Source organism: Moellerella wisconsensis ATCC 35017, assembly GCF_001294465.1.
Taxonomy (GTDB): Bacteria; Pseudomonadota; Gammaproteobacteria; order Enterobacterales; family Enterobacteriaceae; genus Moellerella; species Moellerella wisconsensis.
Window position 1 is genome coordinate 68,960 of sequence record NZ_LGAA01000009.1, and the last position, 23,330, is coordinate 92,289.

Annotated in this window: 18 protein-coding genes; 14 read left to right on the forward strand and 4 right to left on the reverse strand. The window is 38.7% G+C overall.

Features of this window, described 5'->3' with window-relative positions:
- Positions 1-54: 54 nt before the first annotated feature.
- Positions 55-252 carry a hypothetical protein gene (locus M992_RS04540; RefSeq protein WP_053907506.1) on the reverse strand — a complete coding sequence of 66 codons (198 nt, stop codon included), beginning with the start codon at positions 250-252 and terminating at the stop codon, positions 55-57.
- A gap of 157 nt (positions 253-409) precedes the next feature.
- Here M992_RS04540 and M992_RS04545 point away from each other — a divergent pair, with 157 nt between their 5' ends.
- The 9 genes from M992_RS04545 to M992_RS04585 all read left to right on the forward strand — a co-directional run bounded on the left by M992_RS04545 (position 410) and on the right by M992_RS04585 (position 13,290).
- On the forward strand, positions 410-880 hold the full coding sequence (locus tag M992_RS04545) for a regulatory protein RecX (protein WP_047256550.1): 471 nt from the start codon (positions 410-412) through the stop codon (positions 878-880).
- Between the two features lie 512 nt (positions 881-1,392).
- Positions 1,393-2,808, forward strand: a complete 1,416-nt coding sequence (locus M992_RS04550) for a carbohydrate porin (RefSeq protein ID WP_053907507.1) — start codon at positions 1,393-1,395, stop codon at positions 2,806-2,808.
- Positions 2,809-3,235: 427 nt separating this feature from the next.
- The gene (gene dcuC, locus M992_RS04555; protein WP_053907508.1) at positions 3,236-4,594 is read left to right on the forward strand and encodes an anaerobic C4-dicarboxylate transporter DcuC; all 1,359 of its coding nucleotides are present in this window, start codon (positions 3,236-3,238) and stop codon (positions 4,592-4,594) included.
- Between the two features lie 580 nt (positions 4,595-5,174).
- Complete coding sequence (locus M992_RS04560) at positions 5,175-6,449, forward strand: bifunctional O-acetylhomoserine aminocarboxypropyltransferase/cysteine synthase (RefSeq protein ID WP_053907509.1); 1,275 nt, start codon at positions 5,175-5,177, stop codon at positions 6,447-6,449.
- A gap of 352 nt (positions 6,450-6,801) precedes the next feature.
- Complete coding sequence (arnT, locus tag M992_RS04565; RefSeq protein WP_053907510.1) at positions 6,802-8,436, forward strand: lipid IV(A) 4-amino-4-deoxy-L-arabinosyltransferase; 1,635 nt, start codon at positions 6,802-6,804, stop codon at positions 8,434-8,436.
- A gap of 580 nt (positions 8,437-9,016) precedes the next feature.
- Positions 9,017-11,110, forward strand: a complete 2,094-nt coding sequence (locus M992_RS04570; protein ID WP_390892477.1) for a lipase family protein — start codon at positions 9,017-9,019, stop codon at positions 11,108-11,110.
- Positions 11,091-11,855, forward strand: coding sequence for a hypothetical protein (locus M992_RS04575; RefSeq protein WP_053907511.1), 765 nt, complete (start codon positions 11,091-11,093; stop codon positions 11,853-11,855). The genes M992_RS04570 and M992_RS04575 overlap by 20 nt, the downstream gene beginning before the upstream one ends.
- A gap of 237 nt (positions 11,856-12,092) precedes the next feature.
- Positions 12,093-12,311 carry a hypothetical protein gene (locus tag M992_RS04580; RefSeq protein ID WP_053907512.1) on the forward strand — a complete coding sequence of 73 codons (219 nt, stop codon included), beginning with the start codon at positions 12,093-12,095 and terminating at the stop codon, positions 12,309-12,311.
- Between the two features lie 202 nt (positions 12,312-12,513).
- Positions 12,514-13,290, forward strand: a complete 777-nt coding sequence (locus M992_RS04585; RefSeq protein ID WP_053907513.1) for a hypothetical protein — start codon at positions 12,514-12,516, stop codon at positions 13,288-13,290.
- A gap of 88 nt (positions 13,291-13,378) precedes the next feature.
- Here M992_RS04585 and M992_RS04590 read toward each other — a convergent pair whose 3' ends face one another.
- Both M992_RS04590 and M992_RS04595 read right to left on the reverse strand, forming a co-directional pair.
- A complete protein-coding gene (locus tag M992_RS04590) occupies positions 13,379-14,458 on the reverse strand; it encodes a T6SS immunity protein Tli4 family protein (RefSeq protein WP_053907514.1) in 1,080 nt (359 codons plus the stop codon).
- Positions 14,451-16,133, reverse strand: a complete 1,683-nt coding sequence (locus M992_RS04595) for a lipase family alpha/beta hydrolase (protein ID WP_053907515.1) — start codon at positions 16,131-16,133, stop codon at positions 14,451-14,453. Before M992_RS04595 ends, M992_RS04590 begins: the two co-directional genes overlap by 8 nt.
- A 407-nt stretch (positions 16,134-16,540) precedes the next feature.
- On the opposite strand from M992_RS04595, the gene M992_RS04600 reads away from it, so the two are divergent.
- Positions 16,541-16,726: a hypothetical protein gene (locus M992_RS04600; protein WP_053907516.1), complete on the forward strand. Its 186-nt coding sequence runs from the start codon at positions 16,541-16,543 to the stop codon at positions 16,724-16,726.
- 473 nt (positions 16,727-17,199) lie between these two features.
- Positions 17,200-17,427, forward strand: a complete 228-nt coding sequence (locus M992_RS15325) for a hypothetical protein (RefSeq protein WP_211257333.1) — start codon at positions 17,200-17,202, stop codon at positions 17,425-17,427.
- 481 nt (positions 17,428-17,908) lie between these two features.
- Here M992_RS15325 and M992_RS04610 read toward each other — a convergent pair whose 3' ends face one another.
- Complete coding sequence (locus M992_RS04610) at positions 17,909-18,625, reverse strand: hypothetical protein (RefSeq protein WP_053907517.1); 717 nt, start codon at positions 18,623-18,625, stop codon at positions 17,909-17,911.
- A gap of 426 nt (positions 18,626-19,051) precedes the next feature.
- On the opposite strand from M992_RS04610, the gene M992_RS04620 reads away from it, so the two are divergent.
- From M992_RS04620 to rnz, 3 genes are all read left to right on the forward strand, one after another.
- Positions 19,052-20,776, forward strand: coding sequence for a lipase family alpha/beta hydrolase (locus M992_RS04620; RefSeq protein ID WP_053907519.1), 1,725 nt, complete (start codon positions 19,052-19,054; stop codon positions 20,774-20,776).
- On the forward strand, positions 20,770-21,840 hold the full coding sequence (locus M992_RS04625) for a T6SS immunity protein Tli4 family protein (protein ID WP_082335390.1): 1,071 nt from the start codon (positions 20,770-20,772) through the stop codon (positions 21,838-21,840). The genes M992_RS04620 and M992_RS04625 overlap by 7 nt, the downstream gene beginning before the upstream one ends.
- 540 nt (positions 21,841-22,380) lie before the next feature.
- Positions 22,381-23,295, forward strand: coding sequence for a ribonuclease Z (gene rnz / locus M992_RS04630; protein WP_053907520.1), 915 nt, complete (start codon positions 22,381-22,383; stop codon positions 23,293-23,295).
- Positions 23,296-23,330 lie beyond the last annotated feature (35 nt).

A 23,330-nucleotide genomic window follows, 5' to 3' on the forward strand; every position in this document is an offset into this window, starting at 1 on the left:
ATAATGGGGAGCCAGTCCCCATTATTGAATAATCTCGGGTAGATAGATTATTTTTTATTTTGTTGATGAATTATTTTTATTTTGTCGATGAAAGTGCAGTCGCTGATGAAAATATTCTTTTACATGGGTTTCCATCTCATTGACTTTTTGTTCGACGGCATGAATAAACACATCATCGTTATTCATGGAATTCACTTGCTGCATAGCCAAATCATCAACAAATTCTTTCTGTTTCTCAGTCAAGTCAGACATATTTATTACCTCGAATTACGTTATTAATATGATGTCATTTTAATTCTCGTAATATAACTTAGTTAACGGCATTATTGAATTGCTAAGACAGTACCGGCTACTTTGATAGGGGGTTAGCTGTTATGGTGATCAATATGGATATCTACAGAGTGTTGTCATGAAAGAAAACGAGCTTTATCAATATGCATTATTTTTACTTTCTCGGCGTGATTATGCGACCGGCGAATTACGTACCCGGATCAGGCAACGTGTTTATGAAAAAAATGACGGTAAAGTTGACGATCTAATTATTGATAATGTGATTCAGCGCCTAATGGAATTAAATTATCTGGATGATCAGCGCGTTATCGAGGTGTATTTACGCAGTTATGCCCGTAAGCCTTATGGGCCCAACCGTATCAAACAAACTTTACGCCAAAAAGGGTTTGCGGCAGAGTTGATTGATCATGTTTTTCTGCATTGTGATATCGACTGGTTTGCGCTTGCAGAAGAAAGCCGTATCAAGAAATTTGGAACTGATATCCCTAAAGATTTTAAAGAGAAAGCTAAACAGATCCGTTATTTGCAGTATAAGGGATTTTCTGGTGATATGATTTTTGAACAATTTAATGCTAATTCAGCGGATTAACTCAGCAGATAAAACATCAATTTTGTCTGTATTCTATTATCTAAAATTGATGTTTTACTTTATTTATATCTATATTACCCATACGAGAGGCAATTTTTTGCCAATAAGTAGGTTTGTACCTTACACCCTAAAATAGTGATCGTCATTATTTTGTATAAACATGTTTATGTTATAAATCCCTCCAAGAATTATTAATCTATATATCTATATTATTTTAATATTAATAATTAGTTATCCTGCCTAAGAAATAATGCGTAAGTTTGTAAGCTTTGTCAAAAATTGTAATTTTTTATCTTGAAAAGCATTAAAAATAGGCTAATCTGCCTTTGGCTTTTAGTGCTGTTATCGTTAACATGCTTTTATATGTACGGCTGATTTCTCTATTGGAACAAATAAAAGCATGTATCCGACGAGTCTGAGTCTACTGGTTATAATCGCATGATGCTATGGCATCATAACATTATGGCATCATAATAATTTGATATATATGTAATTAAACATAGGGACGTATCATGAAGGCGATTGGTTTAACTATGGTAGCCGGGAGTGTACTGGCTGCGTTATCTATGTCTGCAACTGCAGATACCGATTTAAGTCGTATTGAAGCTAGATTGCAAGTATTAGAGCAGCGCGCCGCTCAGGCCGAGGCTCGTGCAACGGCCGCAGAGCAGAAAGCCCAGCGATTAGAGCAGATGATGATGGCCGCGCCTGCCCCTGCGGCTCCTGCGACCGTCGCCGCTTCTGCCCCTGTATTGGCAAGTCACGATCAACAGCCCGCGCAAGGCATGGTGCTGCATGACGATAAACTTGGCGAACTAAAATTATACGGTGATGTTGAGTTTAATATGGACGGCGCTAGTAAACAGGGTCAAATTAGCTCGGTTAGAACGGCATTAGGTAAAAATTCTGACGCTGGAAAAAGTGATAATTGGGATATTAATGGGCGCATTTTGATTGGTTTAGATGGTGAGCGTGAATTACATAACGGTAATTATGCCGGCTTTACCGTTCAGCCATTAGCCGATTTATCCGGTTCAATGAATCTTGATGATGCCGCCTTTTATTTTGGTCAAAAAGATAACTGGGAAGTTAAATTAGGCCGCTATGAAGCCTATGACATGTTCCCATTAGGCCAAGATACGTTTGTTGAATATTCCGGGAATACCTCAAACGATTTGTATGAGGATGGCTTCGGTTATATTTATATGATGAAAGAAGGCCGCGGTCGTTCTGGTGACGGCGGGAGCGTTCAGATTACTAAATCGCTTGATAATTGGTATTTTGAGTTAAATGCGTTAGTTGAAGAAGGGACGTCGCTATTTGGCGGTGATACAACTTATCATGGCTATGATTTGAAAAATAAGAAAAATGTCATTTATATGCGTCCAGTTATTGCATGGCAACAAGACAGCTTTAAAGTGGCGGCGGGTATGGAATCACAAGTCATCAATAATGCCTATGGCGCTTATGGAAATAATGGCGAAGGCAAATGGAAAGATATGTCCAAGCGTAATGGTTATGGTTTAACCTTGGCATGGGACACGTTGGAGAACGATCCTGAAAACGGTATAGTTGCGACCTTGAGTACAGCATATATGGATGCCACCGGTGAAAAAGATTTCACTGCGGGAGGAAATATTTTATGGCGTAAAGCACAGTTAGGTTATATTTACGCGCATAATGATATCCGTACATTTAATACCGATGTACTTAATAGCGATAACTCATCGCTGAATGCGGTTCCTGGCAAATATGATCTGCATACCGTGTTTGTTTCGTATGAAATTCCTAAAATCCTAGATTTGGATAACTATAAAATTTATCTGGGCGGATATTACTCGAAAATTGATGCCGATCAGAAAGATATGGTTTCTGGCCGAGATGATGACCGCTACGGAGTGCGTGCACGCTTTAAATACTTCTTTTAATTCGTCATTTATCTAATTATTGATAGATTGTGTTTTCATATTAGCTCTCTTTAGTTAGCATTATGTGGCTGAAGAGAGTTTTTTTATAGGTTTAATCGCGTTATTTTTCATGCCTTATTTCCCAACCCGTTATGTCTAACGGACTATCTATTTACCATTGTCTATTTTACATTACTTATCAATAAATTATATTTAAAAAACCTGTCTTTATATGCATGTAATATGCACATAGCCTAACCTTAGCAAACGGACTAAAACTAAATTAAGTTAAATTAATTTATAGGATAATCGGATTGAATGACCTATTTAGTGATTTACCGCAGCAACACACCGCGGATATGATCAATATCATTAAGCGCAATTGATTTATTAGGCACATTAAGTACCAATTTATTTATTATAAAAAATTTATGGGCAGGAGACAGGAATGATCGATCTATTAATAGGCGTGATTGTCGCGATAGGGGTTGGGCGATACATCATTAAAGGCTATTCGGCTACCGGTGTATTGATGACCGGTGGGATTTTGTTATTAATTATCAGTGCGTTTCTTGGCAAAGATATTTTACCGGCCAAAGCCGCCGCGACAGGCTGGAAAGCGACTGATATCTTAGAATACATCAAGTTCTTATTGATGAGCCGAGGCGGCGATCTCGGAATGATGATCATGGTGCTATGTGGTTTTGCATCTTACATGACCCATATAGGCGCCAATGATGTAGTGGTTAAAATCGCTTCAAAACCGCTAAGAATGATCAACTCACCGTACATTTTGATGATTGCGGCTTATATTATCGCTTGTTTGATGTCATTAGCGGTTTCATCCGCGACAGGGTTAGGCGTGTTATTAATGGCCACCTTATTCCCAATTATGGTGAATGTGGGCATTAGCCGCGGCGCGGCGGCGGCAATATGTGCTTCACCGGCGGCGATCATTTTAGCCCCGACGTCTGGGGACGTTATCCTTGCGGCCGAAGCCTCTAAAATGCCACTGATTGATTTTGCCTTTAAGACCACGTTACCGATATCTATCGTAGCGATTATCGCAATGGCGATCGCCCATTTCTTTTGGCAGCGCTTTCTGGATAGACGCGAGCATATCGAAACAGAAATGCTGGATGTTAAAGATATAACAACTAATGCACCTAAATTTTATGCCATTTTACCTTTTACCCCCATTATTGGTGTATTAGTTTTTGATGGTAAATGGGCGCCTGAACTGCATATTGTCACTATTATCATTGGGTGCATTATTCTGACGGCATTAATAGAATTTGTGCGGAGTTTCAGTGCTAAGCACGTTTATGGCGGCTTAGATGTCTGTTACCGCGGCATGGCGGATGCATTTGCTACCGTGGTCATATTATTGGTGGCTGCTGGAGTTTTTGCCCAAGGATTAAGTACCGTGGGCTTTATTAGCGGCCTGATTGATATGGCTCAGTCATTTGGCTCCGGCGCTATCGTAATGATGATTGCATTGGTTATTATTACTATGCTGGCCGCGATGACTACGGGCTCAGGCAATGCACCATTTTATGCTTTTGTCGAATTAATCCCGCGTTTAGCTACCCAAATGAATATTAATCCGGCTTATTTAGTCATCCCTATGCTACAAGCTTCCAATCTTGGACGTACTATGTCGCCGGTGTCTGGTGTGGTGGTTGCGGTATCTGGTATGGCTAAAATTTCCCCGTTTGAAGTGGTGAAAAGAACGTCGGTGCCTGTTTTAGTTGGGCTGGTGGTAGTGATTATCGCGACGGAAATATTAGTACCAATAGCGTTATAATCTACTGATATGTAGAAACAACAGTAGAAACGACAGTAAAAATAACAGTAAAAATAACAGTACAACAAAGAACAGTACAAAAAAGAACAGTCTATTTATAGGCTGTTCTTTTTTTGCGCTAAATGTTATCCCCAGCGAGGATAAATATTGTTAATGGCTAATGGTTAATGGTTAATTTTTTAGTCAGGGGGAGGAAATAGCCTAGCGGGCTAAAAATAAGCGGCAACGTTGATATTATAAATATGACATCAATTTAAAGTGAAATAATTTCAACATGTTTTAGGATTGCGCCCCAGACAGTCTCCGGTAATATCAATTAACCGGCTTATCTTAGATTCTATTCTCTTCGATTAGCTATTTGACTGATTGAAAAATCATCTGGCTATTTATTTAGCTATTTATTTAGCTATTTATTTAGCTATTTATTTAGCTATTCATGTAGCTATTTATTAATGAAAAAATAATTATTTAAACTGCACTTTTCCGGTTTATTCGCTTATTTTCTTTAATTTTAGTCTCTGAGAACAGCATAAATATTATCAATAAAAATAACGAATATGGGTAATTAAAGGACATCGTAATGAAATTAGAAACACTCTCTATTCATGCAGGTTATTCGCCAGACCCGACCACTAAAGCTGTTGCCGTCCCGATTTATCAGACCACCTCGTATGCATTTGATGATACCCAGCACGGGGCTGATTTATTTGATTTAAAAGTAGCTGGCAATATTTATTCTCGTATTATGAATCCCACCAATGATGTACTGGAGAAACGCGTCGCTGCACTCGAAGGCGGAATTGCTGGATTAGCGGTAGCTTCGGGCATGGCAGCAATTACCTATGCTATTCAAACTGTTGCTCAAGCGGGTGATAATATTGTTTCTGTGGCTAAATTATACGGTGGAACCTACAACTTATTGGCGCATACCCTGCCACGTTTTGGTATTGAAACACGCTTTGCTGAACATGATGATATCGCGGCGTTAGAAGCTTTAATCGATGATAAAACTAAAGCAGTTTTTTGTGAATCAATCACTAATCCAGCCGGTTTTATTGTGGATATTCAAGCCCTCGCCGAAGCTGCTCATCGCCATGGTGTTCCGTTGATTGTTGATAATACCGTGGCGACGCCATGCTTATGCCGTCCATTTGAATTTGGCGCAGATATCGTGGTGCATTCATTAACCAAATATATAGGCGGTCATGGAACCTCTATTGGTGGCATGGTCGTTGATTCGGGTAAATTCCCATGGGCGCAGCATAAACAGCGTTTTGCTATTTTAAACGAGCCTGATATTTCGTATCACGGTGTGAGTTATACCGAACATTTTGGCGCGGCGGCATTTATTGCTCGTTGCCGAGTAGCGCCCTTACGCGGAACAGGTGCGGCGTTATCGCCGTTTAATGCGTTTTTAATTCTCCAAGGATTAGAAACTTTAGCCTTGCGGATGGAACGTCATACTGAAAATGCGCGAAAAGTCGCCGAATTTTTGGGAACACATCCACAAGTTTCGTGGGTTAAATATGCGGGACTGCCAAATCATCCTGAGCATGCATTGGCGATGAAATACATGGGTGGCAAACCTGCATCAATCATGTCGTTTGGAATTAAAGGTGGTGTAGCCGCGGGAAGTCGATTTATTGATGCGCTAAAATTAATCGTACGATTAGTTAATATCGGTGATGCTAAATCTTTAGCCTGTCATCCTGCTTCCACCACACATCGTCAACTGAATGATCAAGAATTAGCTCAGGCTGGCGTTTCACGCGATATGATCCGTCTATCGATTGGTATCGAACATATCGATGATATTTTAGAAGATCTTAAGCAAGCCCTTGATGCAACAATCTAATATTTCTCTCGCCGCTTTTTATTCTGAAGGCGGCTAATCCTGTTTATTACTATTTTGAGGCTGGTTTAGGTGTACTCTATTTCTCAATATATCGTATTGTCATGCGATTAATACCCACAGATTAAGTTAATATTTGCTCAATATTTGCCGTTATTGGTTCTAATAAGCTAAGCCTAATTTAAAATTAATTATGGTTTAGCAAAAATTTATTTCTATTATTTATAATCAGGTTATGCTTAGCAAAAAATGCCTTTATGTTTAATCGACGTTTCCTTTTGATGTCACTCATCGTCAAGTCGTATGCGGTATTTCATATTTTTATTCTTCAAAATAAGAAGGGTTTAGAGAGAGTATGCAACAAAGAACATTTGAATGGAGTAAATGGTTATTATTACTGATCTTTGTCATTTTAACTTATTTCTTACCGCTTAATGGGCGCTTACTTTGGCAACCCGATGAGCTTCGTTATGCTGAAATTAGCCGGGAATTAATTTCAAGCCATAATTGGGTTATTCCACAATTACTCGATATTCGTTATTTTGAGAAGCCAGTAATGGGCTACTGGATTAATGCTATTTTCCAAGTGTTATTCGGTGAAAGTAATCTTTCTGTTCGCCTCGGGGTGGTATTTAGTACATTAATTAGTGGATTATTTATTTATTTGTCGGCAATGTTGGCTTGGAATAATCGTCGATTAGCCTATAACGCCGTATTTATTTATTTATCCACCTTTATTGTATTTACGATTGGTACTTATAATGTACTGGATCCTATTCTTACCGCATTTGTCACCATGATGATGTTCTGCTTTCAATGGGGGCTTGCAGCACGCAGTATTAAGCACAAGCTGGCTGCATATCTATTGTTAGGGGTCGCTTGTGGTGGCGGTTTCTTGACCAAAGGCTTTTTAGCCTTTTTACTTCCTGCATTAATTATGGGGATTGCGGCTATTTATTACCGGCAGTTTAAACAGGTAATTTTATTTTCTTTGGTCTCATTATTTTCGGCGTGTTTGGTCTGTTTACCCTGGGTTTGGTTAATAGCTAAACAAGAGCCTGATTACTGGAATTATTTTTTCTGGGTTGAGCATATTCAGCGTTTTATGTCGGATAATGCACAAAATAAATCTCCTTTTTGGTTTTATATTCCAATATTATTAGTGGGTTTATTGCCGTGGTTAGGGTATTTTTTCAATGCGTTATATAGAGCTTTTAAGAATAAAGGCATAAATTATTATTATCTTCTTTGGTTTATTTTACCCTTTATATTTTTTAGTATTACTAAAGGCAAACTATTAACTTATATTCTGCCGTGTATTGCGCCTGTTTCTATTTTAATTGCTTCATATTTAGAGAGCTATTTATCCCAACATAAAACCACGCTGATTAAATTAAATGGAATAATTAATTTACTGATTGGTTTAGCGGGAGCCACCGCGATTATCCTCTCTAATTACTTTACACAATGGCGAGTTTATGGTGCCGAAGAAAGTGATAAAATATTATTAGCCGTCGGTTCATTCTTATTCTGGGCCATTGTGGCGTTGTTTACATTCAAGAAACGTTTTTGGTATCTCGCGGGAGCGTGTACTTTAGTGCTAAGTTTAACCGTGGGCTATGCTATCCCTCAAAAAATTGCCAGTAATAATACACCTCAGCAAGTCATTGAAAAATATCAGTATCAGTTAGCAGATAAACAGTATTTGATGACTAATAATGTAGGGTTAGGTACTAGCTTAGCGTGGGTATTAAAACGTTCAGATATTACTATGCTGCACCAAAAAGGCGAGTTAGCTTATGGATTAGCATATCCTGATGTCAATGATCGCTTTTATTCATTATCACAACTGAATGAATTATTAGCTAAAAATGATTATCGCCATGTTGCTATTGTGATTGATGCCAGCCAGAAGACGATATTAGCCGCATTACCTCATCAGCCACGAGTGATCCGCGAAGGGGATTTAATGCTGATATTTTATGATTAATAACGTGATAGTCAGTGACTGAGATGTATTACATAGCCTGCTTTTGCAGGCTATCCTCTTACTGGTTACTATATGGCCATCTCTCACTAAAATTCAGGTATCTAATGTCTGTTAAACTCGCGGGATATTACCTCGCTATTATATTCAAATACTAATATTTTCATGTTCTTCATACTCAAAACACATTCAAAATACACTCCAAAAAAGAAATATTAACAAGCCATCAAACGCCACAGAAACCGTTTTAAACTTTCAGCATGGATTTGGGGGTTTGATAGGGTGATCGTGTCTTAAAATCGATTTGAGGGGCTTTAATGCGGATGAATGGGCTGTTTTGTCTATCTAACTCGCCCGTTTAACATAAAAGGGATATCCCGAACGAAAAAAGTTGCAAATATGAATAAAGACTCGGAGAATCACCTTAAAATAACTTAAGGTAAATTTATGGCTATCGGATATTTTTTGCGAGTCGGAGATAAAACAACGTGCGGTGGTCAAATTCTAACGGGCGATCAGAGCATGCAATGGCGTTGCGGGCGCTCGAGAAGGGGATTTGGTCAGTTGCGGTAAACACTCAGGAATGTATCGTATTCTCGGTGGTATTAGCAGCATGTGGCTTGAAGATAGGAAACATGCGGGTTCATTAGAAAGCTTTAGCTTTTGTCCATGCAAATCTCGTTTTATCCCTTCAATCTCTGATAGTTATTCCCCGTTGTCTTCCAGTGAGTCTGTACCTTATTCCGAATACGAGAATTCCTCTTCAGACAAAGATAATGACAAACTAAGCCATTGGATTGAATGCGTACTCCTTGACGAATGCGGCATGCCTTTATCTGAAATTCCCTACACCTTAAAGGTGGGCGACCGCATTATAAAACACGGAGCAACAAGCACTACTGGATATTTTCGTGAAGAAAACCTCCCACGAACACAAGCAACATTAACGCTTTCAGCCCAAAAACTCACGGATGAAATGGAAAATAGACCCTTGCGAGTATTACGTGGTGAAGCGCATTCGTCCGTCAAACCGCAAGCAGAATCCAACGGCTATCATTATCACTACGCCGTCATTGGCGAATTGTGTGACCGCGCTCCAGATATCGCCCAATGGGAACAATCAAAATTTGGGTTACCTTATTACCATTTCCCAAAAGACAATGACTTTAGCGGATTCGCCTTTAGTCATGACCATTTTAATCAGTGCAATGTCATTGAAGTTTGCCCCTTTAGAGCGTGGTCTTTAGTCCTTAATCATACCCCCGAGTACGATATGATTAATGCCTATAACTTAGGGTTAATGTCATTGCTCGTGTATAAAAATGAAGTCATGATTGACCCTGATGAAATCGAAGACATGCGTGAATTTATCCGCACACCGGATACCACGACGTCGTTTTTCTATCAGCAGTGTTTTGATTTATCCAAAGCCCCCGAAATTAACGACGCGTCCGTGTATCCGGCGATTGTCACTGATGTTCCATTTAGTGCACGCTATCAACCGGCTATTTACTTAGATATAGCTCAAGTCGACTCGCCCGAGAAATTCGAACATGACACGCAAATGTTTTTTGTGGAAAACGACACGCAAATTATTGCCGCATGGCGAGGAACTGCCAGTGCGAGAGATGCACTCACCGACGGAACTTATCGGCCGATCCCTTGCCCGAAAAATATTCTGTCCGCTGACAAAGCTAAAGTTCATAAAGGCTTCTTAGAAGCGTATCAGTGTATTGAAAAATATTTTCAAACTAAAATTACAGATGCTAAAAATAAATCAGCATATAAAAAATTATTTATCACTGGACACAGCTTAGGCGGCGCTCTTGCGTTATTGCACGCCACCGAATTAAGGAACAATAATCCACTCTTATACACCTATGGCAGCCCGCGCGTTTTCACAGGGAGCGGTGTCAAAGCCTTATTGTCACTCATCCACTTTCGGCACATCAACGATGCCGATACGGTCACCAGTGTTCCCTTTGATACCAACATGGATAACTGGTTATTTGAAGCCTATGGGTTACTGGGTACCATTTTTGGGTTTAGCTGGACATTAGCAACGCTACCGACCATGCCACTGCAAAAAGTCCTTCCCGATATCGGGGAAGTCTATTACCACCACGGCAAGACGGTCAGTTTCTTTGAAGCCCGGCAAATTGGTGAGGAAATACAATATACCCACACAGGGGTAACGGTGGGTAAAAAACGCTGGCGCATGAATGGGGCTTATAAGTTTTATTTAGTGCCGAGTCTCGCTAACGCATTAGAACGAGGACTGGAAAAAGAACAGCATGCCTATGTGCAATCCATCCGAGGGAACGCCACTATCCTCGATGAAATTTTCCCTCAAGGAAATAACCCGACATTAGATACCATCATGACGATGGCAACTGACCATTTCATGGGCAGTAAGTATCAAGCGATTATCAGTAACCAATTACTCAGTGTCTTAGCGCCGACAAAAACCCCACTACAAGTCACATCAAGACAACGATTTGATGGGTTAGTCCATCATGACGATGCCTATAAATTGAATGCGCAACGAAATATCACGTTCATGGCACTCGAAAGCAAGTTGCACGAAAATTTTGCGCAAAACGTCAATCAAAATGAATCATTAAAGCGCGCCCTTTTGCGCTATAGGGAGAGTGTCCGTGAAATTTCCGTGTCCTAAATCAGCGCTAACATCGCTATTCAGTCTGTTTTTTTTATCCGGATGCGCTCAAAGTGAGGTCTTTTCACCGCCAGTGAGTGGTGAAAATCTTCATTTCAGTGCCACTGTTCCAAGTGAACTGGAAGCGTTACCCATTTCTGCTATGTACCGTTCTGAAATTTGCCGAAAAGCCCGACGAACCGCCAATATGGAGTCGAATAGCGTCCCTGGTTTTCATCGAGCGACGTATACACTGTTAACGGGGCAGTTAAATCAAGTGAAAGCCAATATACCCAAATATGGGGGAGGTAAATGCGATTGGAAACTCAGTAATATAACGTTTGAAGTTAAACTCAAAGATCCGTCTAAGATAGATCCTTTAATTACTGAAAACTTTGGCGCGGAAGCCACCTTTGTGCTGGACAATAACGCTCCAGCGACTTTTGATGGAGGTTTCGAAAAAAAGACAGGGGATATCAATGAAACATTGATTCTATTTCCTCTACTAGTTAAGGATTTTATGAATGGAAATATTTTCAAATCATATCTTATAGGTAAAAGTGATCCTTTAACGTATAAAATTAATATGAGTCAACGCATTCATTTAAACGTAATTTATAAAAAACAAGAGCTTTCAGTTTGGACTGGTAGAAAAAATGAGAATAGACCATTTATGACCTACCCCAATGGCGATATCGTTTATGGAGAAGTTAGACCCGAATACAAAAAACTGATCGAGATATCAGAATCAAGCAATATTAAATAATATAGTATCCGAATGGTTTGTATCCCGCATTTTTGTGGGGCATGCCCATTAACTTAAAATATTCATTACATATAATTACGGCCTCACGATTTCGTGTGTGTTAAAAGAAATGATAAATGTTCTATAATCAAAAAAGAAAACATTTAAGATTGGGAAATATATTGCCAGTGCAATATGAGCATAAATTACAAAAAAACTGCCTAAAACAATCTCCAATTTTAGTTGCCCCTTACAAAAATGAGTATCGCACAGATTAAACAAGCACTTGCGAAATGTGGTCAATTAGAGCCTCATCAAAATGATGATGAACGTGCTCAACTTGCTGCTAAAGCCGTTGGGCTGTATTTGAACCAAGGTGTCTATAATCCCCCGATAACCTTTGGTGGCTATCGTCTATCGATTGTTAAAACACCCGAATTGGAATACAACATTGTCGCAGGTGGTGCGTTTGGTTAGTCTGCCGATGATGTTGTCTACGAGTGTCGCGAGCATGTTTTATCACTGATGGGGAATGAAACAGAGAAAACGGCAATGCGTGAAGTTATTCCTCCGTTGTTGTCCGTGCTAGTCGAAAGCAAGTTGCACGAAAATTTTGCGCAAAACGTCAATCAAAATGAATCATTAAAGCGCGCCCTTTTGCGCTATAGGGAGAGTGTCCGTGAAATTTCCGTGTCCTAAATCTGCGCTAACATCGCTATTCAGTCTGTTTTTTTTATCCGGATGTGCACAAAATGAGGTCTTTTCACCGCCAGTGAGTGGTGAAAATCTTCATTTCAGTGCCACTGTTCCCACTGAATTGGAAGCGTTACCCATTTCCGCCATGTACCGTTCTGAAATTTGCCGAAAAGCGCGACGAACCGCCAATATGGAGTCGAATAGCGTCCCTGGTTTTCATCGCGTCACTTATGTACTATCAATGGGACAGTCAAATCAAATGAAAACCAATATTCCCAAATCAGGGGGAGGTAAATGCGATTGGAAACTCAGTAATATAACGTTTGAAGTTAAACTCAAAGATCCGTCTAAGATAGATCCTTTAATTACTGAAAACTTTGGCGCGGAAGCCACTTTTGTGGTTGATCATAATGCCCCTCAAGTTTTTGATGGGGGGTTCGAAAAAAAGACAGGAAATATCAATGAAGTATTAACATTATTCCCATTGATTACAGAAGATTTTATTGGTGGTCACAATAAATCATTTTGGCTAATAGCAAAATATGAAACGATGACTTATAAAGTGAAAAATGCTCAAAATATCAATATTACTATTGATTATAAATCAAATATAAAAACTTACAGTATTGGACCAAAACAGAAAAATAAAGATTCAATGGCAACCTTTTTTTACTCTAATGGGGAACAAGAAGTAACTAGAGAACGATTTCCTCAATACAAAAAACTGATCGAAATATCAGAATCGATGTCGCCTAAATAAAATCAGGACACCTATTTTCAAGTTCCCATAAGCATTCTTATGTTAAATAAGAGCGATAACAACACAATCATTACCGCTCAGAAAAACATTAAAACGCATTCGGTTTATAACGTAGCGAACCGACAATTCGATCCCAAATTTCAACCATTTGCCATTGGCTGTATTGTGTATTTTTGTCTGCATTGTTTAACCCAATGTATAGCAAAGGTTTCTGTGAATCAGCAATCTTTTCATTTGAATACAAAATAAATTCAAACATGTCATTATCTTCTTGCTTATTTTGTTTTCCTACCATTAGCCATTCTAGGGATGGAATTCCATTTGGTGATAACTTTTCTTTTTTAATAGTATTTTTCTTAGCTAATGACATTGCTTCATTGATTTGTGGGCTACGATTAAACAACGTATCATCAGAACCAATAGCCGTATTATCGGATCTAAATCCCAAGATAAAATCATCATTTTCATAAGTAAATGAAATAATTTCTTTATGTTTATTTCCATCATCCGCAATAAACCCGTTAGGAATACAAACACCATTATTGACGGGAATCTCTTCGTTTTTTCGTCCTGATAATCGAGATATGAGGGATTGCATAGCTGCTAATTTAGTTGGTTTCTCATTCATTTCATATTCAGAGAACCCAGCATTTTCATACGTTTTCTTTCTATTAAAATATTTTGGGTTGGATAAGTCCAATATATCAACAGCTATAATAAAGGCTATATGATCAACATATACATGAGCCTCAAGAGTTCGACTAAGATCATCTTGCCCTGAATTATTTCTATCGAAAATAACACCTTTACCATCGGGTAGTTGGATAATCTCTTTTAATACAGGTGCATTTTTTTCACTGGTTTTTCCATTGCGAAGTTCTTGCTCTCGTAACTCAATTCGTTGTTTAAAAGCAGGTGGATAGATAAATTTACTTTCAATTTTAAAATCATCAATAAACACTTGATTATCATTCATATTGTTAAATGGAATAGGAATATCCACGACAAATCGACCAACACATTGAGGTTTTACGTTTTCAAATAATGCATCTATCAAAATATAATCCTTTTCAGTTAAACGGCTTTCTTTGTCATAAACGACCAAGCCTAAAAAAATTAATGAGAATAAAAATAAGCCCATCAGTAAACCAAGATGCTTATTAATCATTTAATGGTACATCCTTAACCATTTTAATAATTGCTCTTAACGTAAATTGAATTGCCGGTCTCTTTTTTATGTCAGCAACATCATCAACTTTGTAAGCGTCTTGATGGTCAACATTCGTTGCTAAAATACTTTTGATTGACGGGTGGGAGTAGATAGTTGAAAACGACTCGATAGGCACCGTACCATCACCAGCCGTCTTTGATGAATTTAATTTAAACTCTTTAGCCAACTGACCTGTTTCTCGTTTTTGCCGATTTGTTGGCGGTAAATGAGATTCTCCTTGAGAAAATACATATGGGCTTACGGTTAACTTTGTTGGTACCCACTCAAGAGAACCATCCGAATCAACTTGATCACCATAAAAAACATAAGTATTTGGATGATATAATTTACTTTCTTGGTGATACATAAATTGACGAACTTTAATTTCCATCATCTTTACATAGTTTTTCCAATTATTATCTACTACCTTGTTTTCCTTATCTAAAATATCCGGTTTATAAAGTTTCCACCAAACATCATTTCTAAGATAAATATCCTTAAACGGATCAGGTTTTCCTGTTTGAGGGTCTTTTGTTTGAGGATAACTACCTTCCTCTGGAATAGATAACCATGGTGACTTATAGGAAGGGTAAGGAAGCAATTGTAAAGGAGCTGGAGATTGAGCTAAAACTGGCATTAATTCTTTAGCGGACCACCCTAAAATTCGCCCTGCAGTATAGCCTTCTTCACTTGCCCCTGTTCCCATCCGCCTATACGCTGCAGGAGACCCTAAATCAGGAATAACACCATGAACAACACCTAATACTTTATTCTGGCATCCCTCAAACGTTGATTCTAGGGTTGGATTCATCGCATATCGAGCCACTAACCCCCCCATGGAATGAGTTACTAAAATGACTTTCTCTACCGCTAAACCATATCCATAACAACTGTATAAATTAATTACTTTATCGATATACTCCACAAGTTTAGATGCGGATTCAGCATTATCAGCAAGCCAATTATAGCCAAAAACATGCAATGGAAATAAAAAGCGATTGAAATGGTCGAGTTCTTTTTGGGTTAATGTTTGCTCATTCTCTTTTTCTTTCGTTCCTAATGGTTTATCGACAAATTCATTTAGAATACTGACATATGGTAGATTAATATTACCTTTACTTATAAGTTCGAAGTTAAGGATATTACTCTGCCAGTCATTAATTAATGCAGCCTGAAAAACACTCAGGAAACGCCCATAACTATAATTAAGAGCTTCTCCCCAACCTCTATCGTGACGTTTAGAAAATAGATATCCATCATCAGAAAAAGGCGTATATATTTCTTTATCTACTAAACCTCTATTATCAACTCTTGTTGATTCAGGGTTTAATATATTTTTTCTTTCATGCCCTGTTCTTTCAGCCCATTTTAGAAAAATTTCATACCCTGCATCCCCTCGCCACATTTCTTTTTTATCATCTCCTTTTGACATTAAATTCGTTCCCATTATCCCAGGGATAAAAATAACGGGGATAATTTTTCTGGGCGGCAAAATACACTTTGCTTCGGCATTGAAGGACTTAGGTTGAAGTTGAACATCATCCCAATGGCATTTTCCATCTTCTGTCCATTTAGGGATGTGATACGAAACATGTTGGCATTCACCGGCTTCTGGAGTGTCTTTTTCTGACATGACGCTAATCCTTTTAACTAATCCTTAAGGTAAATAGAATAGCGTAGTTTTATTTAAGTGTCAGTTTGGTTAAATCTGTTTTCGTTTCTTATAAGACCCATTATGTTAAACGGGCGAGTTAGTTTACTAAAACCGCCCGTTCATCCACATAAAAGCCCCTCAAAACGATTTTAAGACACGATCACCCTATCAAATACCTAAATCCATGCTGAAAGTTTAGAACGATTCTGGTAGCGTTTGAGTGCGTTTTTAACAAATTTTTATTTCAGGTGAAATTCTTCCTGTAAGTCTTAAAATAGTCCACATTTGCGGTGGATAAATCGGGTAATGTCGTTTGATATTGTGATTTACTCTTTGATAATCAAAAGCAAGAATAACCTGTTCGTTTATTAGTCGATGGCAATTGAATGAAAACGAAACCAGAAACAGAAATGCGAAAATGGAAAAGATTGAATCAAATCGTTTCAAGGAAAAGAAAGTTTAGGCAAGAAGACCTTGATAAGTGGCGTAAAGAGCGAGAGGAAGAAGAGCGGATTAAAGAATGGCAGGATGAAAATGAAGGTTCGATAAAACGCCACATGAACGACCTGTAGCGTTTAACATAAAAGGGATTAGTTGAATCAGAAATTGATAGAGTCAAATGGGGATATTTTTTTGTAAAGTTAACAAATAAGGGCATTAATGTAGCGATAAGTTATTGGTGTTATTGTTGTTGTTATTATTTTATTTGTAGTAGGACCTATAATTATCAGTTCATTAGCTAATCTGATTGGAGATCTTATTGGATTAGTTATGGTATTGGCAGTCGTTGCTCTAGGGGTTGCCTTTCCTCCGTTAGGTTTGGTGATGCTTGTTGGGGTAATCTTTTATGTTGTTTTTTCTAAAAAATAACATAAGTAACAAGGTGTTGAGATAATATAATGGAAATAACAACAGAGAAAGAGTTAGCGGAAGCATTAAAAAAAATGAAGATACGATCTTTATTGAAGGAAGTTTAGCTAGTAAAACTTTAAGAATAAAAGCTACAGGACGTGTAGCATGGGCTGTTGCTATAGGAGCTATTGGTGTGGCTGCTATTTTGGCTACTGCTGGAACTGGTGGGGCTGTAGCTCCAATTTCTGGTGTTGCTGGGCTAGGAGCATCAGGTGCAGCTGTTGGAATCTTAGGGGCATCTACTACTTATAGTGCCATAACAATAGCTGTTGCTGCAGGAGGTGTTGGTGTTTTAAATAAATTACGCGGGTACGATGTAATTAAAAGATCTGAAAACTCAATCATTTTAAAACGCAAATAACTCCTATATGTCCCAATGTGGTACTAATCAAAATGGAGCGAAGCGACGACATCATCTTGTCTTTGCCTTTCTCCATGATTAGTTATTGGGTCATGGTTTCTTAGCTTGTTCTATTAGCTAAGTCTTGTACATCTGGTTAGGTTGGGCTTCTTTCGACACTTCGCAATCCAAGAAATCTCTAGTCCGTTGATTGGTGCTCTTATCAGGTACGCACTGTAATCTTTCGATACCGCAGCGTGATTCGGAGGCAGAGCCGGAATTTCGTGTTCCGGTACACAATTTGCCTGTTTATCCTTTCAGAGACTAGGCTACAGGACGTTTTCTAACGCGGAGCAAGCCTTTTGTTCAATCCTGAAATGGAATCAAGATTTTTCTGAATCCATTTCAGGATTGAATTTTATTAATGAATGAGTTAATTATTGATAAACATTTAATTACCCTCTTACGGTATTAATCTAAAATGCCATTTACTCAGTTTATTTTATGGTCCCAATAACTTAATTTGTTTGCATTTATATATCTTTTTTTCTTTTGTTAGAAAAGTAATAACAACGTCACTTTCGCGTATGTAAGAAGTCTTTAATTCATTGATGTATTTTTCATCCTTCAACAGAGTACGCTGTTTGCTTTCGCAATACTTCATGAGGTCATTTTTATTACATAAATTATTGAGACATGGGCCTTCTACAATCTTATCATTTCCATTTCCATTTCCATCTCCATCTCCATCTCCATCTCCATCTCCATCTCCATCTGAAGTAAAGTCTCCTTTTATCCTAGAAGAAAATGGTTTGTCTCTGTCCTTAATTAGCTGAAGCACTGCTGACTGCGAGCCAGTATAATCGATTGGTACAGTAAGAAATCTCCCCCCAATTTCACTGGTGACCTCACTCTTAACGTGCATAGTTTCAAAAATAATATCATGTGTACCAAGCTTAGAGCATAAGGTTTCGGCAATATCATAATCTTCATTAATAAAACCCTTAGCGTACTCATCTGCTTGTTTTAATAGTTTATTTCTGGCTTGACGCGATAACTCTTTTCCTTTTGCATCTTGGTAAATAGGATTGTCATAGTTAGTGTAATTTTCATACCGACTTTCTATACCGAAAATACACAGTTCATTCCCCTTTGTAGAGCAACCAGTAGAAGTAATGGCTAAAACCATTAGGAAGGCAACACGCTTTAATTTACACACTTTTATTCCTTCTAAGGTTTAATGCTTCAGTCGAAAGTAAAAGACATTGTTATTAATTTTATATTTAATCTCAAGCATAACCTAAATTTAGGCTTTTTGTTATTGTGGCAACAATATCTTACTGAGTTAAATGGGAATACGCCTGTAAAATCAAAAGAGTTACCCCCGGAGCAACAGCGCATACAAGAATTAGAAGTTCAACTCAAGCGTGCTCAGAGGGATAATGACATATTAAAAATCCGCTGCTTACTTCATCCTCGACAATCAAAACTAAAAATAGTGAAACAAATGAAAATCCTATTGTTATCGCTCAGATTTAATATAAAGGGACTTATCGACATCGAAAAATGATAACTGATAAGCAGCACCTTAAGCCAAACTGCGCTATTGTATTTACCTTACGGGTAAATCAATAGGATGAGCGTCATGTCAGAGAAAGATCTTCCAGAAGCCGACGAATGCCAATACGTTTCCTATCACCACCCTCAATGGGATGAAAAAGGAAAATGCCATTGGAAAGGGCTTGGACTTCAACATCAATCCTTCAATGCTGAAGCTAAATGCGTTGTGCCACCAACCAAAATTATTCCAGTTATTTTTTTACCTGGGGTGATGGGGAGTAATTTGAAATCGTCAGGTGGTCAGATAAAAGAAGGGGAACCGATTTGGCGAGGTGATAGTAGTCTAGGAGTCTATGTAGCTTGGGCTGACTTAAAAGGTCCGACACGGCAAGAACTATTGAACCCTAAAACAACAACTATCGATAATCAAGGGAAAATTAATTCAAAAGTTTATTCGTTAATTACGGATGATGGCCAAGGGGATTATGGAACCTTACTTCAACCGAGAAAAGAACGGGGTTGGGGGGAAATTCTTAATTTTAGCTATGGGAATACATTGAGCGTACTTCAAGGCGCTTTGTTAGATGATTGGCAAAAAGCCGCCAAACGACGTGCTGATGGTAAAGCGGGCATCAGCGACAATCCGAAAGAGAACGGTATTGTTCGTCAGTTATGCAATAAATTATTAGGCACCGAAGATAAAAATGAAAATTGTCTAACCGAAAAAGAAGCCAGTCATTTTTTGAATTTTCTCTATCCCTTGCATGTGTTTGGCTATAACTGGTTGGAAGACAATGCGGTCTCTGCCGCTAAGCTGGCTAAATATATTGATAAAGTTCTTCGAGACTATGGAAGTGAAAAAAAACATGGTCATGGACTTGCCGTTGAAAAAGTGATTTTAGTGACCCACTCGATGGGGGGACTGGTGGCTCGATATGCGATGAATCCACCCGAAGATGCAGAATTTAACGGGTGTCAGGATAAAGTCTTAGGGGTAGTTCATGGTGTAATCCCCGATTTAGGATCGCCCGCAGCCTATCGGCGAATGAAAGTCGGTGCAAAACAAGAAGGTTTTGCGGGAGCGGTGATGGGTAACTCGGCGAAAGAGCTGATGTCTGTGTTAGCGCGTGCGCCCGCACCTTTACAGTTATTACCTGGCTCAAACTACATCAGTAATACCCATGGTATGGCATGGTTTAGTATTGAAAAAGGGAATGCCGATGGCAGTGATTTAGTTTTACCTAAAAAAGGCGATCCGTTTGGGGAGATTTATCTTAACAAAACCTTATGGTGGCGACTTTATGAGTCCGACATTATCGATAAAGAGGAGTCGGTGAGTCGGGACAATTGGGTGGCTTATTTTAACTTAATGGATAAACCTGTAAGACGTTTTATTTCGTCTTTGAATGAAGCCGGTTATCATCCCAATACCTATGTGTTTTATGGGCACAAGAAACCTTCCGATGGCTCCGTGAAATGGCATATTACGTCAATCACGTACCCTAAAGATACGCATGATAGCGATAAAAAAATCCCCAATAACTACCGTGAAGTGCCTTTACCGTTTAACCGCTCCCGTCTTTATCAGTTAAAATATTCAAATTCTGCGGGGGATGGTACGGTTCCTGTTGAGTCCTTTAAAACCATACAGCGTCAGAATGGGCAGTCGATTAAAAGTGTGTTAGCAACGGATGTTGACCATCAAGGCGCGTATGAAGTCAAAAACCTCGAGGATATTCATCAACGTCCTGCGTTAAAATTTACCCTTCGAGCAATCGCTAAAATGGTACAAGAGGTGCCAGCATGTTGATGAAAGCTTCGCTGCGCTCAAAATGGTTTTCTTTAGGCATGATGTTTTTTATTCCTACTTTGTATGCCACTCCCATGGTTAAAAAGGATACCGTTATGGTTGAATCTCTATTTTCTAAAACTAAGCCGCAATGTGTGGGAATTTATGTGGTGGAAGTCCCTGAGTCATTTAATAATGGAACGCATAAAGCAACCTACGATGATTTTGATATCGAAAGTCAATTTATTTACCCGCCTGCATTCAAGCAACGTGTTGAATTACGAGAGCAGGCACTCAGAAACCAAAAGTCGAGTCAAAAAAATGCGCCTGTATTAAAGGAAATAATTCAGCTTCCCGATAATCAAGGCGTGATCTTTGATAGAAATATTTCGGGGCAAGATGATTTAGGTCGAATATTGGAAGCGCATGTATATATAAATCATATCGCTTTTATTATTACAGCCGAAATACTTGATCTATCTTCTCCTAAATATTCGGAAAGAAAAAAAACATATGTTGATGCTGGATTTACAGAAGTGGAAATGAACAATAAACCCACTAAATTAGCGGCAATGCGCTCATTAATTTCGCGATTAAGTGGTCGATCAGATCATGAAGTTCCAACGACTAAAGGGGTGTGCATTCCAAACGGCTTTATTGCTGACAATGGTGAATATCACAAAGTTGTTGTGGGATTTAGTTATAAAAACGATGATTTTCAGTTCGATGTAAATACATATAATACTTTTATTGCTAATGGTGACTCATTATTTAAGCGTAGCACTGCTGTGAATGACGAAATAAAAAATTTTCACATGAAAATATTTAAAAAAGAAGCATTAGAGATCAATGGAATACCCATTGAAGCTTTGTTTTCTAACGGTATTCAGGCATATAACAAAAAAAACTTACACGTTTATGATTTTTTTCTCATCGGAAATGAAAAAATTGCAAGTAAAATCAAACCTATTATAAAGCTTGAAATTGATAGTCAATATAAACAAACCCGCTACAGTGAAGCTCAGATGGTCGAAATTTGGGATCGGATTGTCGGTTCGCTACGTTATAAACCGAATGCGTTTTAATTCACGCTAGAGCGATAATCCTGTTGTTATCGCTCTGATTTAATATAAATAGGTATGCCTGAATATTAGAACGTTTAGCTCCAGCCCCTGTCATTTTAAGTTTATCTCTTCGCTCCCAGATTGTTGTAGTGGTGGCTATAAATCATTAACTGATAATAAGAATGAATTAATAAAAATATAATCACTGCACCTCTTGCTACATATGAAATTCTAGATACCAAAAACAAACCTAAAGAAGCAATCAAACAAAGCAATCAAACAAAGCATGACAGTGGCGGCGGATAGTCTTAATGATGAAATAGAAGAGGTCACGAAATGGGGTCTACAGTAGAAGATAAGATTTTTTGTGAAGCCTTATCACATGCATTTCTTGAGACTAAAATTGATTATATATAGTTTCGGGCTAACACTAGGTTGGCGATTTTTCCGATGAGTTAGCGCAGCTCGATTGCGTAAGTATTTGGCACGTTTTTCGTTAGATTGGGAAACGATTAAACAGCCTAGTGAGTAGTAACATAGAATATTAAGGTAGGAAAATCAATGCAACTGACTTTTTTGGGAACGAGTGCCGGCGTGCCAACTAAACGGCGCAATGTGACTAGCATGGTATTAAATTTAGCCGGGATCCGTAAAGCCTACTGGATGTTTGATTGTGGGGAAGCCACCCAGCATCGCATTCTTGATACACCGATAAAAACCCCAAAAATTGAGAAGATTTTTATTACTCATCTGCATGGTGATCATATTTTTGGATTACCGGGGCTGTTGTGTAGCCGCTCGATGGGGGGGTCTACCGATCCTTTGATTGTGTATGGCCCGAAAGGATTAAAAAACTATCTTGAAACGGTATTAGCGCTAAGTGCATCCTATATGACTTACCCGTTAGAAATTATTGAAATTGAGGCGGGACAACTTTTCGATGATGGTGATTTGATAGTTAGCGCTTACCCTTTAACTCATCGTGTTGAATGTTTCGGTTATCGGATCCAACAACATGATAAGCCTGGTCCATTAGATGCACAAAAATTAGCTGCGGAAAATATTCCCAGAGGGCCGTGGATGCAGGCATTAAAGCAAGGTAAAAGTGTCACGTTAACCGATGGGCGTACCATTGATGGGCGAGATTATTTAGGCGCATCGCAAGCGGGGAAAATCTTGGCTATTTTTGGTGATACGCAGCCCACAGGCGAGGCGATACATTTAGCGGCAGACGCTGATGTCATGATCCATGAAACGACGTTAGAAACAGCGATGGAAGAAAAAGCCAATCATAATGGGCATTCATCGACGCGGCAGGCGGCTGAGTTAGCTCGAGATGCTGGGGTTAAACGTTTTATCGCGACCCATATTAGCGGGCGTTATGGACCTGAGGATATTGGCCGACTGCTGGTGGAGTGTCAGGCTATTTTCCCCGCCACGGAAATAGCCGAAGATTTTTTAACTATTGATATCTAAGCGAGAGATATCTAATAGTTTTATATTTAAGCAAT

Coding starts and splice junctions, on each gene's coding strand:
- M992_RS04625 (WP_082335390.1), top strand. CDS start 20,770: ATGTTGATGAAAGCTTCGCTGCGCTCAAAATGGTTTTCTTTAGGCATG.
- dcuC (WP_053907508.1), top strand. CDS start 3,236: ATGATCGATCTATTAATAGGCGTGATTGTCGCGATAGGGGTTGGGCGA.
- M992_RS04590 (WP_053907514.1), bottom strand. CDS start 14,458: ATGATTAATAAGCATCTTGGTTTACTGATGGGCTTATTTTTATTCTCA.
- M992_RS04620 (WP_053907519.1), top strand. CDS start 19,052: ATGTCAGAGAAAGATCTTCCAGAAGCCGACGAATGCCAATACGTTTCC.
- M992_RS04540 (WP_053907506.1), bottom strand. CDS start 252: ATGTCTGACTTGACTGAGAAACAGAAAGAATTTGTTGATGATTTGGCT.
- M992_RS04580 (WP_053907512.1), top strand. CDS start 12,093: ATGAGTATCGCACAGATTAAACAAGCACTTGCGAAATGTGGTCAATTA.
- M992_RS04595 (WP_053907515.1), bottom strand. CDS start 16,133: ATGTCAGAAAAAGACACTCCAGAAGCCGGTGAATGCCAACATGTTTCG.
- arnT (WP_053907510.1), top strand. CDS start 6,802: ATGCAACAAAGAACATTTGAATGGAGTAAATGGTTATTATTACTGATC.
- M992_RS04545 (WP_047256550.1), top strand. CDS start 410: ATGAAAGAAAACGAGCTTTATCAATATGCATTATTTTTACTTTCTCGG.
- M992_RS04550 (WP_053907507.1), top strand. CDS start 1,393: ATGAAGGCGATTGGTTTAACTATGGTAGCCGGGAGTGTACTGGCTGCG.
- M992_RS04570 (WP_390892477.1), top strand. CDS start 9,017: ATGTATCGTATTCTCGGTGGTATTAGCAGCATGTGGCTTGAAGATAGG.
- rnz (WP_053907520.1), top strand. CDS start 22,381: ATGCAACTGACTTTTTTGGGAACGAGTGCCGGCGTGCCAACTAAACGG.
- M992_RS04560 (WP_053907509.1), top strand. CDS start 5,175: ATGAAATTAGAAACACTCTCTATTCATGCAGGTTATTCGCCAGACCCG.
- M992_RS04600 (WP_053907516.1), top strand. CDS start 16,541: ATGAAAACGAAACCAGAAACAGAAATGCGAAAATGGAAAAGATTGAAT.